General features: G+C 69.1%; 15 protein-coding genes. 4 read left to right on the top strand and 11 right to left on the bottom strand.

Annotated elements, in window-relative coordinates; genetic code table 11:
* Window position 1: 1 nt before the first annotated feature.
* The 10 genes from HDA39_RS34410 to HDA39_RS34365 all read right to left on the bottom strand — a co-directional run bounded on the left by HDA39_RS34410 (window position 2) and on the right by HDA39_RS34365 (window position 8,329).
* The gene (locus HDA39_RS34410) at window positions 2-265 is read right to left on the bottom strand and encodes a hypothetical protein (RefSeq protein WP_184802371.1); all 264 of its coding nucleotides are present in this window, start codon (window positions 263-265) and stop codon (window positions 2-4) included.
* Entirely contained in the window at window positions 262-1,782 is a 1,521-nt protein-coding gene (locus HDA39_RS34405; RefSeq protein ID WP_184802369.1) for a DUF2637 domain-containing protein, read from the bottom strand. Before HDA39_RS34405 ends, HDA39_RS34410 begins: the two co-directional genes overlap by 4 nt.
* Window positions 1,779-2,531 carry a hypothetical protein gene (locus HDA39_RS34400; RefSeq protein WP_184802367.1) on the bottom strand — a complete coding sequence of 251 codons (753 nt, stop codon included), beginning with the start codon at window positions 2,529-2,531 and terminating at the stop codon, window positions 1,779-1,781. Before HDA39_RS34400 ends, HDA39_RS34405 begins: the two co-directional genes overlap by 4 nt.
* A complete protein-coding gene (locus tag HDA39_RS34395) occupies window positions 2,531-3,379 on the bottom strand; it encodes a DNA adenine methylase (RefSeq protein WP_184802365.1) in 849 nt (282 codons plus the stop codon). Before HDA39_RS34395 ends, HDA39_RS34400 begins: the two co-directional genes overlap by 1 nt.
* A complete protein-coding gene (locus HDA39_RS34390) occupies window positions 3,376-4,095 on the bottom strand; it encodes an RRQRL motif-containing zinc-binding protein (protein WP_184802363.1) in 720 nt (239 codons plus the stop codon). The genes HDA39_RS34395 and HDA39_RS34390 overlap by 4 nt, the downstream gene beginning before the upstream one ends.
* A complete protein-coding gene (locus tag HDA39_RS34385; protein ID WP_184802361.1) occupies window positions 4,092-6,374 on the bottom strand; it encodes a type IV secretory system conjugative DNA transfer family protein in 2,283 nt (760 codons plus the stop codon). Before HDA39_RS34385 ends, HDA39_RS34390 begins: the two co-directional genes overlap by 4 nt.
* Entirely contained in the window at window positions 6,374-7,066 is a 693-nt protein-coding gene (locus HDA39_RS34380; RefSeq protein WP_184802359.1) for a hypothetical protein, read from the bottom strand. The genes HDA39_RS34385 and HDA39_RS34380 overlap by 1 nt, the downstream gene beginning before the upstream one ends.
* Window positions 7,063-7,578, bottom strand: a complete 516-nt coding sequence (locus tag HDA39_RS34375; RefSeq protein WP_184802357.1) for a Pycsar system effector family protein — start codon at window positions 7,576-7,578, stop codon at window positions 7,063-7,065. Before HDA39_RS34375 ends, HDA39_RS34380 begins: the two co-directional genes overlap by 4 nt.
* Window positions 7,575-7,976 (bottom strand): hypothetical protein, encoded by a 402-nt coding sequence (locus HDA39_RS34370; protein ID WP_184802355.1) that lies wholly within the window; start codon window positions 7,974-7,976, stop codon window positions 7,575-7,577. The genes HDA39_RS34375 and HDA39_RS34370 overlap by 4 nt, the downstream gene beginning before the upstream one ends.
* Window positions 7,977-8,095: 119 nt before the next feature.
* Window positions 8,096-8,329: a helix-turn-helix domain-containing protein gene (locus tag HDA39_RS34365; protein WP_184802353.1), complete on the bottom strand. Its 234-nt coding sequence runs from the start codon at window positions 8,327-8,329 to the stop codon at window positions 8,096-8,098.
* Window positions 8,330-8,444: 115 nt separating this feature from the next.
* Between HDA39_RS34365 and HDA39_RS34360 the strand changes: the two genes are divergently transcribed.
* The 4 genes from HDA39_RS34360 (at window position 8,445) to HDA39_RS34345 (ending at window position 11,634) form a co-directional block, all read left to right on the top strand.
* Window positions 8,445-8,774 carry a GntR family transcriptional regulator gene (locus tag HDA39_RS34360; protein ID WP_184802351.1) on the top strand — a complete coding sequence of 110 codons (330 nt, stop codon included), beginning with the start codon at window positions 8,445-8,447 and terminating at the stop codon, window positions 8,772-8,774.
* Window positions 8,775-8,890: 116 nt separating this feature from the next.
* Window positions 8,891-10,117 (top strand): helix-turn-helix domain-containing protein, encoded by a 1,227-nt coding sequence (locus tag HDA39_RS34355; RefSeq protein WP_184802349.1) that lies wholly within the window; start codon window positions 8,891-8,893, stop codon window positions 10,115-10,117.
* Window positions 10,114-10,671, top strand: a complete 558-nt coding sequence (locus HDA39_RS34350) for a flavoprotein (RefSeq protein WP_184802348.1) — start codon at window positions 10,114-10,116, stop codon at window positions 10,669-10,671. The genes HDA39_RS34355 and HDA39_RS34350 overlap by 4 nt, the downstream gene beginning before the upstream one ends.
* Window positions 10,672-10,926: 255 nt before the next feature.
* Window positions 10,927-11,634: a hypothetical protein gene (locus HDA39_RS34345; protein ID WP_184802346.1), complete on the top strand. Its 708-nt coding sequence runs from the start codon at window positions 10,927-10,929 to the stop codon at window positions 11,632-11,634.
* A 209-nt stretch (window positions 11,635-11,843) separates the two neighbouring features.
* On the opposite strand, the gene HDA39_RS34340 is transcribed toward HDA39_RS34345, so the two are convergent.
* Window positions 11,844-12,368 (bottom strand): hypothetical protein, encoded by a 525-nt coding sequence (locus tag HDA39_RS34340; RefSeq protein ID WP_184807061.1) that lies wholly within the window; start codon window positions 12,366-12,368, stop codon window positions 11,844-11,846.
* Between the last annotated feature and the right edge of the window lie 286 nt (window positions 12,369-12,654).

The raw sequence follows: 12,654 nt of genomic DNA, 5'->3' as shown, positions 1-12,654 counted from the left end.
ATCACCGCCATGCCGCACCCCCCGCCACGGCACGCCCAGCAACGGGGCCGAAGGCACCGACCGCCGCCGCCGGCGGCAGGCCGAACCGACGACGCGAAGCGGAGTCACGGCTCCACTTGATCGTGATGCATGGGTGTGATTGATGAACCTTCTCGGTCGGGTTTGGGCTGCTTGCTGCTGCCGAGTGGGTTTTCGGGTTGCTGATCGGTTCGTTGCTGGTGTCGTGCTGGGTGCTGGTTGATCGGTTGCTGATGGACTTGGTCATCGGCTGGTGCTCGTTTCGAGATCGCGGTCGGTGGTGTGGTCGCTGGTGTTGTCTGCGGTCTCGTTGCTGGGTGAGTCGTCGTCGTTGAGGGCTGGGTTGATCAGGTGCAGTTGCCCGCGGGTCTGTACGGGGCTGTCAGCGGCCTCGGGGGCCGCCCCCGCCGCCTCGGTGGGCTCGGCCCACCCGGCAAGCTCCTGGAGCCGCCTGGCGCGGCCGGTGCCGACGCCCTGCCCGAACGCCTCCCTGGTGACTCTGCGTATCGCCTGCTGGCCGAGTGGCCCGCCGCCGCGCTGCTGCGCGTAGGCCTGCACCGCCGCTAGCAGGTCGGCGTCGCTCGGTTCTTCGGTCACCGCCTCGACGGGTTCCGGTTCCGGTTGCGGTGCAGGGTCGGGGTCCATCGGTGCACCTTGCGGTGCAGGCGCACCGGCCACCCGGTCAGCGGTCCGCACCGGGCCCGCACCGGTGGAGTCGTCCGGGTGCACCGGTGCGGGATCGGGCTGCACCGGTGCAGAGCGGAGTGCACCGATCAGGAACGCGACCAGCCACAGCGGTGCAGCGTCGGCCTTCGCCGGGGCGTGCTCGGGGACCCCGGCGGCCTGGTCGTCGGCCTCGGTCCGGTCGGCCGGCTGACCAGGGTCGGACAGACCGAGCGCGGCCGAGTCGACCAGCGCCAGCAGCTCGCCCGGCGTGAGCCGACCGGCACCGGGCAGCAACGCGGCCAGCTCGGACGCGGTCAGCAGCCCGTCGCGGATCGTTTGCAGGCACGCGGTCCGGGCGGCCCGGGCGGCGTCGAACGGCCACAGCTTGCGGCTCGGGCACAGCGTCGCCAGCCGCGACGCCATCCGCACCACCTGCTGCACGAGTGCGCGCGCGGCGGCCGGGTCGTCGGCGCCGGTCCGCGACAGGTGCAGCCACACGCGCGTCGTGATCACCGGGGAGGTGAACCAGGTCAGCGCCGACAGCCGCGGCTTCGCCGGTTCGGCGAGCTTCATGTGCAGCCGCAGCAGGTGCGCGAGCATCTCGACCAGCACCGCGTAGGCCAGCGGCGCGAGCGCATGCGCGAGGGCGTCGGCGATCCCGGTGGCGGTGTCGATGTTCAACCACACGGTGCCGCCGATGAACACGTACGTCGTGACCAGCGCGCCCGGAATCCGCCACCCGCGCGTCAACGCAGCCAGCCGCAGCGCAGTGCAGGCGATGATCATGCCGTCGGCAACCAACGGCACCAACGGGCTGTCGAACTTCTCCGACACGGCGCCGAAGGAGCGGGCACCGCCGATTGCGGCGACGCCGAGCGCGGCCACGATCGCGACCACGATCAGCACCCGCCGGGTCGTGAGCCGCCCGGCCGCGACCGCGGCGACCATGCCGCGCACGGTCCGCCGAACCGCCCACACCAGTACGCCCACCGCCACGGCCACGAACAGCACACCGGCGGCGCCGGCCACGAGCATCGGGCCAGTCACCTCGGTCGGGACCCACTCTGGAAGGTTCAGCACGCGGGTGTCGGGGTTCATCGTTGGCCTCCAGCGGTCTCGGGGACGGCGGCCAGGCCGCCGCGGCGGCCGGCCTTGATCTGCGCCGCGCTCGGCGCCGGGCCGGTGCGGTCGCGACCCGCTGCCCACCAGGCGACGAAGGGGTCGGCGTCGGCCGCGAGCGGCACCGTGACGGCGCGCTGGTCGGCCTCGTCGCGGTGCTTGAGCACGTCACAGCTCGGCGCGTACTCGCCGATGCGGCGCGTCACTCCGGGACGCTGCCGGTCGTGCCAGTCACCGACGAGCTTGGTCGAGGCCTCCGGGCCTTCGTAGGCCAGCGTCCAGGCGTCCATCAGCCACAGCAGCTCCTCGACGATCTCGGGGTGCCACAACCAGCACGGCGGCAACTCCTCGCGCGCGGTCGCGTAGCGCAGGTAGGTGGCTTCCATCCACGGCAGCAACTCACTCAGTACCGCCTCGACGGCCGAGCGGTCCGCGGGCAGCCGCAGCCACGACCGCACCGGCTCGACCTCGCGCGCGGCCTCGGCGCTGCTGCCGGCACCGACGGGCTTGGCCGTCAGCCGGGTCAGCATGTCCTCGAACGAGGCGACGGTGTTGCCGAGCGATGTCACGGTCTCTTCCAGCCGCCGCACGCTGGTCGTGGACGCGCTGTGCCGAAGCCCCTGCTTCATCGCCGCCACGTCGCGAGTCACTGCCTCGACCTGGCGGGCCAGCCCGGCCGCCGCCGCCAGCGCGGCGGTGCCGGGGTCCTTGTCGTCGTCGTACTGCATCAGTGGTTCTCCTGCCAGAGCGTGGGTTGGGCGCCGAGCGGCCGGTTCGACCAGAGCACTTCCGTGCGGTGGCCGGCGGTGCCGGATTGGCCGGTGAAGGAGGCCAGTTCGAGGCGGTGCCAGTCGGCGTACAAGTCGTCGTAGAGATCGCTGGGGTAGCCCGACAGCACGACCGCAGATCGGCACGCTTTGAGCGCGTCGGCGAGTTCGCGGTGCTCGGCGTCGCCGCTCATCTCGACGGCGTACTGACGAGAAGAGCGGGTGCTGCCCAGATACGGCGGGTCGGCGTAGATGCACACATGCTCGTGACGGCCGTAGGCGGCGATCACGTCGAGCGCCGGGCGGGCTTCCAGGCTGACCTGGCGCAGCCTGCGCAGTGCCGGTGTCATCCGGGCGACGTAGGCGTGCAGGTAGTCCGGCATTGACACAGAGGTGCGCTCGCCTGGGTCTTGGAAGTGCCGCCAGCCGGTGCGGCGTCGGGTCCCGCCCATGCCTTGGCTGAGCTGCACCCACACGCGCCGCGCCACTTCGAGTTCGTCCAGGTCGTTGCTGTGGGCACCGGTCAGCGAGTACGCCTCGTGGTGCTCGGTGCGGCTGTGCGGGGTCAGCCAGCACACCCGTGCCAGGTCGTTGCCGCGGTCACGCAGCACACGCCAGAACGTCATCAACGCTCCGTCCAGATCGTTGACCGTCTCGAACGGCGCCGCGGGCTTGGCCAGCAGTACCGCCAGCGACCCGGCGAACGGCTCCACGTAGTGCCGGTGCGCCGGCAACAGGGCCGCGAGCTGAGCGGCCTTGGTCGTCTTGCCGCCGTAGTAGGCGAACGGCGGCGCAAGCTCGGCAGTCATGCCACTCCCCTCTCGTCGGCCCATTGCTCGGTGTCGGTGTCCGCCTGCTCGGCTGCCAGCCGGGCTGCCCTGTCGTCGGCGTGCCATCGGTTCAGTTGCTCGTCGCGCTCGACCTGCTCGGCCGCGCGGCGATCGGCGTGGTCGGCCGCGGCCAAGGCGGCCTCGGTCCGGGTCAGCGCGTCGGCGGCGCGGCGGGCTGCTGTTGCCGCCTCGTCCTGCCCGGCCCGGTCGTCCCGGGCGGCGTCCTCGTCGGCGTCGGACTCGACGTCGGTGTCGTCTTGCCAGCCCTGGACGGTGCGCCACCCGTCGGTGCCGCCCGCGGTCGGGGTGACGCCGGCGGCGTAGCAGTCACCGCACAGCTGGTCGGTGGTGCGGACGCAGTGCTCGACCGGGCCGCACTCGGCGCACACCTTCCGCGCCGCGAGTGCCTTGTTCACGGCGGCGAGCTGCTTGCCGGTCGGGATCCGCTTCGCCTTGGCCAAGGCGTCGACGTACAGCCACGCGAACCGCCGGTCACGCTTCCACGTCAGCCGCGCGAACGGCTCCTGACCACCGCGGGACAAGCCGCGCTGACGCAGTTGCCGCCGCGTGGACAGCCCGGCCGGGGCCTGCCCGAACCTGAACTCGGGCAGGCCGTCACGGACCCGGCCGGGCCAACGCCGCCCGTCCCACAGCTGGACCCACTCCACGCCCCGCTCACCGCCCGCGGCGGTCATGACTGGCCCTCGGCCGACTCGTCGGCATCACGGCCAGCCGCGACGAGCTCGCGGCGGGTGGTGTCGCGCTCGGCCAGGCCGGCGCGGGCCTTACGAGTCGCCGTGGCCAGCCGGAACCGGGCGACGAGCTCGCGGGCCGGGTCACGGGACTCCAACCACTCCACGCCCGGCGAGACCTTCTCGAGTACGCGGCCGGCGATTGTCGTGGCGGCCTGTCGTACTGCGAGATCGACCCGCTCCGCGGCTGCGAAGCTGCCGTCCCTGAACGCAGTCAGGCCCGCGATGAGGCGGCCACCGGCCGCCAGCTCCAGTGCCTGGCCGTGCCGGGTCGCCCACTGCACGACCGGCCGAGCCAGGAACCGGTCCCTGCGCAGGTCGCGGCGCTTCCACGCCATCTTGACCCGGCCGATCGCGGGCGGCATTCCGCGGGAGATGATCAGCGCCTGCCCGGTGCGCAGCTGCGCGACCTGCCCGGGGGTGAGCACTGGGACGTGCCGGTCGCTGATCGACTTGGCGCCGGTGTGGTCACGGGTCGCGGCCACTTCGAGGCGCTGGCCGCACAGGGTCGACCAGAACTGAAGGTCGTCGTCGTCGGCGCAGCCGGCCATGACGACCTTCGTGGTTACGTTGGTCATCAGCGACCCGGTTGCGGCCTTGCCGAACCGCTCGACCAGCTGGGCGCGCGACTGGGCCGAGATGTGCATGCAGATCCCGCGCGACCCGAAGTCACCCGACCACTTGTCCAGAGGAATCAGGCAGATCAGCGCGGCCTCGTCCAGGACCATCGTCAAGAAGGGGTCCAACCGGCCACCCGGCATCCGCACCGCGATCGCTCGGGCCTGGCGGGCGATGCTGGCGGTCAGCGCGGTCACGAGCGGCGCGGTCTTGCGGTCGTCGGCGCCCAGCAGGTACACGGTGCCGTTCTCGTCCAGCAGCCGCTGTACGTCGAACACGACGCCGCCCGGCGCCGCCGACACGGCTGCCGCGGGTACCGACAGCCACGACAGCGCGGGCATGATCGTGGTCGAGATCGACGACCGGGTGCGGTCGTTGTTCAAGAAGAACTGCTTGGCCTGGTGCTCAAGGTTGGTGGCCTTCGCGACCCGCAGCTCCCACAGCACGTCGTCCTTGCCCGAGTCGGGGTCGGCGACCCACTGCTGCACGTCGTTCATCGTGTAGCCGCCCAGCGCGGCGGCGTGCAGCAGCGCGCTCATCGCCTGGCGGGCCAGATCCAGCCAGTGCTCGGCGTCGTCGGACTTCGACCCGATCCCGTCCAGCAGGTCCGAGGCACGGTCCATCGCCGTGGCCGCCGACGTGCAGCCCGACAGCGGGTCGAACGTGATCGTCGAACCTTCCTCGGTGAGGCCGTCGGGGTCGAACACGTACACCGGTCCGCGCTGAGCGCGTCGTCCGCGGGTCACGGTGAGGATGTCGGTCTTGGTCGACGTCGCGATCACTGCGCCGGGCGCGTCCAGCAGGTGGTTCATCACGAGCCCGGTCTTGCCGACCCGCGGGCCGGCCAGCGTGAGCGTGTGGTCCTCGCAGCTGGACCGGACCTTGACGAAACCGACCGTCGAGATTGTCGTGCCCAGCTCGGTCAGCGGCACGAACCGCCGCTTCCACGCCGGCACCTCGGCCAGCGACGGCCTGATCTGCTTGGCCTTCGAGCGCAACATCCGCGCCGACGACGTCCGGTAGACATCGCGCCCCGACGCCAGCCCGTCGGTCACTCGTCCCGCGCGGCCCAGCTTGCGCAGCAGACCGCGCGAACTCGAGTGCGACCGCAACCCGTACACCACGGTCACGGCCAGCACCGCTACCGCCAGCAGCAGCGGCTGCCACCACCGCGCCGACACCTCGACCGAGTCCGGCAACGCCCGCAACACCAGGCCGCCGAACACCAGCCACATCGTCGCCGCAACTCCCGCACCCAGCCTGGCGTTGACCGCGACCAGACCCAGCGTGACCAGCAGCAGCACACCGCCCGCGATCACCCAGCCCGCCGCGCCACCCGGCGCGTCGAGGCGGAACGCGAGCGCGCCGGCCAGCAGCACCCACAACGGTGCCGCGACCATCGCGCCGTGCATGAGGCGCCAAAACAGCAGCCCCGCCGTCACCAGCCCGACCGCGCCGGTCACCGCAGCCCAGTAACCGACCTCGGTCAGGCCCGGCCAGCGGTCCCACCACACCGCCGCGACGCCACCGGCCAGCAGGCCGGCCATCGCGGTCGCGAACCGCGGCACGATCGCACCCTCGGTCCTCGTCGGTCGCCGCATCATCACTGCACCTCCTGGGTTTCGTCGTCGTTGGTGGTGGTTGCTGTCGGCAACGCCGCGAGCGGGGACCTGCGGCCCGGCGCGGTGGCGCGTACCGCGGCCCAGTCGATGCCTGCGTCGGCCAGCAGCGCGTCCAGGTCAACGACCCGGAACAGCGCGACCAAAGGCGCGGCGGACCGGCTGCGGCGATACGACCCGTACACGCGGCGAACCGCGCCCACCCGGCCCGCGCGGACCAGGTGGCCGAAGTCCGAGCGCCGGATCCGCAGGTGCTCGGCTGCCTCGTCCGCGGTCACACAGCGCCCGGCCGCGGCCGCGTCATCGAGCACCGCCCGGTCGCTGAACCGCTCGACCTCGCCGCCGTCGAACAGCGGGTTGGCCCGGTAGAAGTTCACGACCGGCAACACACCGCGCCGGGCCAGTTCGAACACCGCGTCAGGGGTCACCTCGCAGCCGAACCGCTCGGCCAGCACCCGCGCCGCCCGCGCCGCTCCCATGTCCGGCAGCGAACCGACCTCGGCGCCGAGCTGGCCGGCGCGTGCCGCGAACGTCTCGACCAAACCGGCCGACCAGCGGCTACCCAGATCCGGAGCCGGAATCAGCCCGTGCCGGACCGCGCGGGCGACCTGAAAGTCCCACCAGCCCAAGTGCCGCGCCAGCTGCACCGGCCCGAACGAGCCCCGCCGCGCCGTCATCGCGCACCACCGATGAGAACACCGGCCACCGCGAACACGACACCCAGCACCGCCGCGACGAACGACAGCCGCAGCCACTGGTGCTTGGTCCACGCGATGTCAGCCAGCCGCTTGGCCTGGTGCACCACAGCCACCAGCGGGTCAGCGACCTTCTCGTGCGGGTACGCCTGCGCGATGTGGTTGTCAACGAGCTGCTCGACCGAGCGGACCCGGACCGCGCCGAAGTACAGGAACTCCCCCGGCACCAACTTGTCGGCCGGACGGTGCAGCCGCGGCACCACGACCAGCAGCGCCGAAGCCAACGCCACGGCCAGCGCGACCAGCGCCAGGCCGAACAGCACCCGTGCGGCCAGCGGCGAACCACCCGACTGCGACACCAGCGTCAGCACCACCGCCGCGAGCGCCGTCTCGACGGCCGCCACAAACCCGGCCTTCGTGTCCGCCCGGTCAACAGCCGACTGGGCCGAGTCGTGCATCCGCCACGCCAGCTCCATCACCGTGAACCCGTTCATCGCGACTCACCCGCCGCAACACCCTCGGCCGGCTGCACGTTCCCGCGGTACGACATGTGCGCGGCGAACGCCGCGTCCGCCTCCTGGGTCACTGCCATCGCCGTCACCCGGACCGAACCAAAGTTCTTCATCGCCGCGTAGTGGCCACGCGACACGTTCATGTCCGCGACCACACCCAGCGCCTCGGCGACAAGGTCAACCGTGACGGCCTCGTCCTCAAACGACTCCGCGTTCGGGTAGACCCCGGCCGTCACGAACGGCAGGGGAAGCTCCGGGTGGTCGGCCACGAACGCGGCCAGCTCGAACAGCCCCCGGATCAGCTCAGCGCGCTCGCGCGGAACCTCCAACATCCCGAACCGAGGCACCCACTCCGTGCCGTCCTGAACTGCGTCAGTCATGCTGTAGACCTCTCGAACTCGTACCTGAGTGATGGGAGAACCGGCCCTGTTCTGGTTGGCGCCTGTGCGGGGCCGGTCCTGTGTTTCCTTGGCGCCCGGACGCTGCCGGGCCGGACTGATCACGGCGCGTTTCCGCAGAAGTCCGCCGCCGAGACGACCCGGCCCGTGCTCAGGGCCGCGTCGGTCATGCGGTCCAGCACCTTGGCCGGGATAAACAGCCGCCGGCCGATGCGCACCGCCGGAAACTGCCCAGCGGCGATCACCCGGTAGAGCGTCATCTCGGCGATCCCGAGTCGATCGGCCATCTCTGCCACGTTCAGCCAGTCCCGCTGGACCTCTTGGGTCTCGTTCATTCGTGCTCTCCTTCGTTAGTTAACTAGTCTTGACTAGACTAGACTAGTCTGCAAATCCTCGCAATGGTTCGGGGTAGTCATGGCTAGCTGAGCTAGACCGGACTACCGTTCAGTTATGAAGTTGGACGACAACTCCCCCGCGGCCACCTACGTCAAGGTTGCTGACGCAATCCGAGAGGCGATCGCCACAGGAGAACTTGAGCCTGGGCAACAGCTTCCGGCCGGCCCGAAGCTGGCGAAGGACTTCGGCGTAGCCGTCATGACGGTGCGGCGTGCGATCGAAGGCCTGCGCGCTGAGGGAGTACTCAAATCGACGCACGGCGTCGGCGTCTTCGTCGCCGCCGGCACCACCGATGAAAGCGAGGTCGACGGCCTGCGACGCGAGGTAGCGGAACTCAGGTCCCGCGTGGAGCATCTTGAAGCGCTCGTCACGCAAGCCGAGTGACCGGCAGCAGATCGAGTGGCTATTGGTTCCATGCGAACTAGTGGATACCCGGGTCAACAACTCGACCCGGACAAACTGTCCGGGTCCTCTCGCGCGCACTGAGTATCGTTGTAGCCATGCGAGGCGCTAGCGATCATCTGAGCATCGGTGAGCGGGTAGCTTTCTACCGTGCCCGACGCGGACTGACGCAGGCTGTGCTCGCGAACCTCGTCGGCCGCTCCGAGGACTGGCTCAGCAAGATTGAGCGTGGCGAGCGGGAGGTCCGTCGACTCGATGTCCTGACCGAACTCGCCGCTGCGCTTCGGGTCGAGCTCGCGGATCTGCTCGGCCAGCCGGTCCTCCTTGAGGATGATCACGAGCACGACGACGTACCGGCAATTCGTGACGCGCTGATGGCTCCGGCCCGCCTGTCGCGCGTGCTGTTCGGAGTTGAGGACGACGGCGCAAGACTGCCAGATGTCCGGCAGGTGTGGCGCCTCACTGAGGGCGCCTGGGATCACTACCAAAGGGGCGACGTCGGCCGAACGGTCCAGTTGCTTCCGCGACTGATCCAGGCAGCGCAGTCGATCGAGACACGTTCAGCCGATGGCCTCGACGGCTGGGCAGTCTCCTCGAGAATCCATCACTTGGCAACGACGACGCTGACCAAGATCGGCGAGTCTGACCTGTCCTGGATTGCCGCCGAACGCGCCATGAAAGCAGCGGACCAGGCGGACGATCCATTGGTCCTCGCGTCCGCAGCTCGTGCCGGCACCCACGCGTTGCTCGCGGTTGGTCGGTACGACGATGCGATACAGCTCGGTCAGACTGCGCGGGACTGGCTGTCGCGACAGCTCCGCCAACTGGATCCGGCAGCGCTGAGCGTCCAGGGGATGCTCGACCTGCGCATGGCGACCGCGGCGTCTCGGCGGAACGATCGAGCAACTACTACGCAACTCCTCGCGAGCGCGAGAGCCGCAGCGGAGCAGCTGGGCGTCGATGCGAACCACTGGCAGACGTCATTCGGACCTACGAATGTCGCTCTGCACGAGCTGTCCGCCGCGCTCGACCTCGGCGACATCAGCTACGTCACAGAGCATGGTCCACAGATCGATTCGTCGCCGCTACCAACCGTGCGCCAGGTCGCTCACCAGATCGACCTAGCCCGAGCGTTCAGCTACGCCGGCCAGGACGCTAACGCGGTCAGCTCGCTACTGACTGCGGAGAGAAAGTCACCACAGCTGATACACCACAACCCCGTGGTTCGCGAGATCGTTCGAACCATCCACCGCCGCACGCCGGCCTCGAACCATCGCCACTCCCCCGTCCGCGAGCTTGCCGAACGCTGCCGGGCGATTCAGTGAGCAGCCCGACGCTGGGCCTGGTCTGCGCTGCTGCGGGCGGTATCGAGCAGGTCCGCGAACGACTAATCGAGCCGATGCTCGCAGACGGCTGGAGCATCGCGGTCACGCTGACCCCCACCGCGGCAACGTGGCTTGCCGCAACAGACGAGATCGCGAAGATTGAAGCCGCTACCGGTTTCCCGGTCCGAAGCACTCCCCGCCTGCCCGACGAAGCGAGCCCGCACCCGACAGTCGACTGCTACGCCGCGGTTCCCGCAACAGCGAATCTGGTAGCGAAGCTCGCTCTCGGGATCGCCGACAACCAGGCACTTACTCAGCTCTGCGAGGCCATCGGTGGACGTCGTCCGCCAGTAATAGTGTTTCCCCGCGTAAACGCCGCCCATGCCGCGCAGCCCGCTTGGGATCACCACCTCGATGCACTCAGGAGCTCGGGCGTCGGCCTTGTCTACGGCGAGCAAGTTTGGCCTCTACACAGCCCACGCAGCGCACCTGGCAAAGAATTGCCTTGGGCAGCGATCCGCGAGGCTATCGAGTCCTCCATCGCCTGGCGCTAAGCGCGTGGCGTCGAAGGATGTAGATTTTCAGCAACTTGGAATGCCGCGCTGTCTCGTCAAGAGCGCAGCGAAGGCGGTCCATGGGGACCCATCTTTCGGGCCCCACAGCGGCCTGGAACCAGCCTTGGTCCGCGCCTGTCCACCCGGCCGTTAGCACAACTGCTCCCATGATCAGCTCAGTCGCCAGGGCTACGGCCACCTTGGTCCGGCCTGAATTCAAATGAATTGGCCGTCGTGAAGCCCTAACCTCGTGACGTGACCACCGACGATCCCGACGGCCCGCCCGTCGTCACAAGACAGCTCCAACTGGAGCTGGAGGGTATCGATCCGCTCACCGACGAGCAACGTGTTGAAGCATGGCTACGCGAGCAGGGCACGTGGTCCGCCGACGCACGAGCTGCCGCTCTGTATTTGCGGGACCGTCGCAGCCGGCGAACACGTGCGACTCGATGGGAACAGCTGCAGGCCATTCAGGCTCCATTTGAGAGTGAGTGGGGCTGGCTCACACCTGGAGGTGAGGAGTGTATTTGGCTCTACCATGAGGCGGAGAGGAGCTACGTCGACGGCCTTCATTTGGCCTCGCTGCTATGCGCTCACGCAGCCTGCGAACGAGTTCTCGCCGGCTGCCTGCTTTCCTATGAACAGGAACTGCCCAAAGGGTGGAGGTTCTGGGGCCTCGGGCCACTGGTCAAAGAAGCATTCCTGCGCAAGTTGATTGACTCGCCACTCCGCGACAGCCTTGCAGAGATCAACGAAATCAGAAAAGTCTCCGCGCACTTCAAGCCGCCGCTGGAAGCCAACTCAGTCTCCTCACGCGCGTACCATCACATGCAGGCCACGCCTGACCTCAACGCCGAGGAGGCAATAGACCAGGTCGCTCAGGGCGACGCGCTGATGGCCTTCAGAGCTGCCACCGAGCTAATGCGTGGCGATCAAGGGTTTGCGCGGGTGCGCCTCTACTAGGCAGTGAACCCCGCTCACCACACCTGCCCGTCTTCCTGATAGCCGCCTCCCCAGGGCAGGGCGTCGTGGGGTCAAGAGTCGGCTTGCCGATCCCAGAGGAACGCCGCAGGCGCTCTTGATGCACGGCGGTCTGACCGGACGATCGAGCGGCCAGGGAACGAGGCCAATCCGCCAGCCTGGACCTCGCCTCTCGGCAGGATCTGGCCGAGTCAGCCCTTGGGGCGGGCGTGCTTGCAGAGTTCGCGCTGGCTGTATCCGCCCGGCACTCCGCGTCCGGCTGCGGACCAGAACAGGCGCGCTTCTCCCAGGTGACCGCCGAGCGTATGCCACGCCAGTCCGGGACGCTCGTCGCGCAGCGCCGACAGACCGGCGCTGGCGATGCCCATTCGCTGATAGCGCGGGATTGTGTAGGGCTCTTCAACCCAGCCGAGTCCACATCGGCCGCACACTCGATAGTCGACGGCAAACACGAACTCGCCCTCACGGGTCGCAGGATCCGCCAGGTTGGCTGCACGCTGACGCCAGCCGGTTCGGACGGTGATGGTGTCCTGCCACGGAGTGGGCAGTCGAGGGATCTCGGGCCAGCCCGAATGCCGTCCGAGCCGGCCACGGCTGATCCAATGCAGAAGGTCACGTACCGGATGGCGCCCGGACACGCGGCCGACGTCGGCCTTCGAGGACAAGAGCTGCCGTACGGCCTCCCCGTCAGGGGCGCTCTCAGATGTCGGCTCCATCCCTCAAAGCTAGCCGTCGTCAAGGACATTTAGGAGCTACGCCAGGCCTGCACCACGTTGGGTCGCCAAGGGCGCCGTGGGATCAATCGTGGTGCGAAGTGGAGTCAAACCAGGTCGATTGGTGGGGGTCAGAGCCGTTCTAGACGCGGCTTCCGACGCCTGGCGGGGCTGGTTGATAAGCGGTCATTGCCCCTTTTAATCCGCGGGTTGTCGGTTCGAGTCCGACGGGGCCTACCAGCACCGCCCAGGTTAAAAGGACACCGCCTTCGGCGGCGGCAGTACAACC

Source organism: Kribbella italica (assembly GCF_014205135.1).
Lineage (GTDB): Bacteria > Actinomycetota > Actinomycetes > Propionibacteriales > Kribbellaceae > Kribbella > Kribbella italica.
The sequence above is the reverse complement of the archived record's forward strand: the minus strand, read 5'-3'. Positions and strand labels throughout refer to the sequence as shown.

What these genes read in the sequence shown, in the direction of transcription:
- HDA39_RS34395 (WP_184802365.1), bottom strand. Translation starts at nt 3,379, where the DNA reads ATGACTGCCGAGCTTGCGCCGCCGTTCGCCTACTACGGCGGCAAGACG.
- HDA39_RS34365 (WP_184802353.1), bottom strand. Translation starts at nt 8,329, where the DNA reads ATGAACGAGACCCAAGAGGTCCAGCGGGACTGGCTGAACGTGGCAGAG.
- HDA39_RS34380 (WP_184802359.1), bottom strand. Translation starts at nt 7,066, where the DNA reads ATGACGGCGCGGCGGGGCTCGTTCGGGCCGGTGCAGCTGGCGCGGCAC.
- HDA39_RS34385 (WP_184802361.1), bottom strand. Translation starts at nt 6,374, where the DNA reads ATGATGCGGCGACCGACGAGGACCGAGGGTGCGATCGTGCCGCGGTTC.
- HDA39_RS34400 (WP_184802367.1), bottom strand. Translation starts at nt 2,531, where the DNA reads ATGCAGTACGACGACGACAAGGACCCCGGCACCGCCGCGCTGGCGGCG.
- HDA39_RS34410 (WP_184802371.1), bottom strand. Translation starts at nt 265, where the DNA reads ATGACCAAGTCCATCAGCAACCGATCAACCAGCACCCAGCACGACACC.
- HDA39_RS34355 (WP_184802349.1), top strand. Translation starts at nt 8,891, where the DNA reads ATGCGAGGCGCTAGCGATCATCTGAGCATCGGTGAGCGGGTAGCTTTC.
- HDA39_RS34405 (WP_184802369.1), bottom strand. Translation starts at nt 1,782, where the DNA reads ATGAACCCCGACACCCGCGTGCTGAACCTTCCAGAGTGGGTCCCGACC.
- HDA39_RS34370 (WP_184802355.1), bottom strand. Translation starts at nt 7,976, where the DNA reads ATGACTGACGCAGTTCAGGACGGCACGGAGTGGGTGCCTCGGTTCGGG.
- HDA39_RS34360 (WP_184802351.1), top strand. Translation starts at nt 8,445, where the DNA reads ATGAAGTTGGACGACAACTCCCCCGCGGCCACCTACGTCAAGGTTGCT.
- HDA39_RS34390 (WP_184802363.1), bottom strand. Translation starts at nt 4,095, where the DNA reads ATGACCGCCGCGGGCGGTGAGCGGGGCGTGGAGTGGGTCCAGCTGTGG.
- HDA39_RS34375 (WP_184802357.1), bottom strand. Translation starts at nt 7,578, where the DNA reads ATGAACGGGTTCACGGTGATGGAGCTGGCGTGGCGGATGCACGACTCG.
- HDA39_RS34340 (WP_184807061.1), bottom strand. Translation starts at nt 12,368, where the DNA reads ATGGAGCCGACATCTGAGAGCGCCCCTGACGGGGAGGCCGTACGGCAG.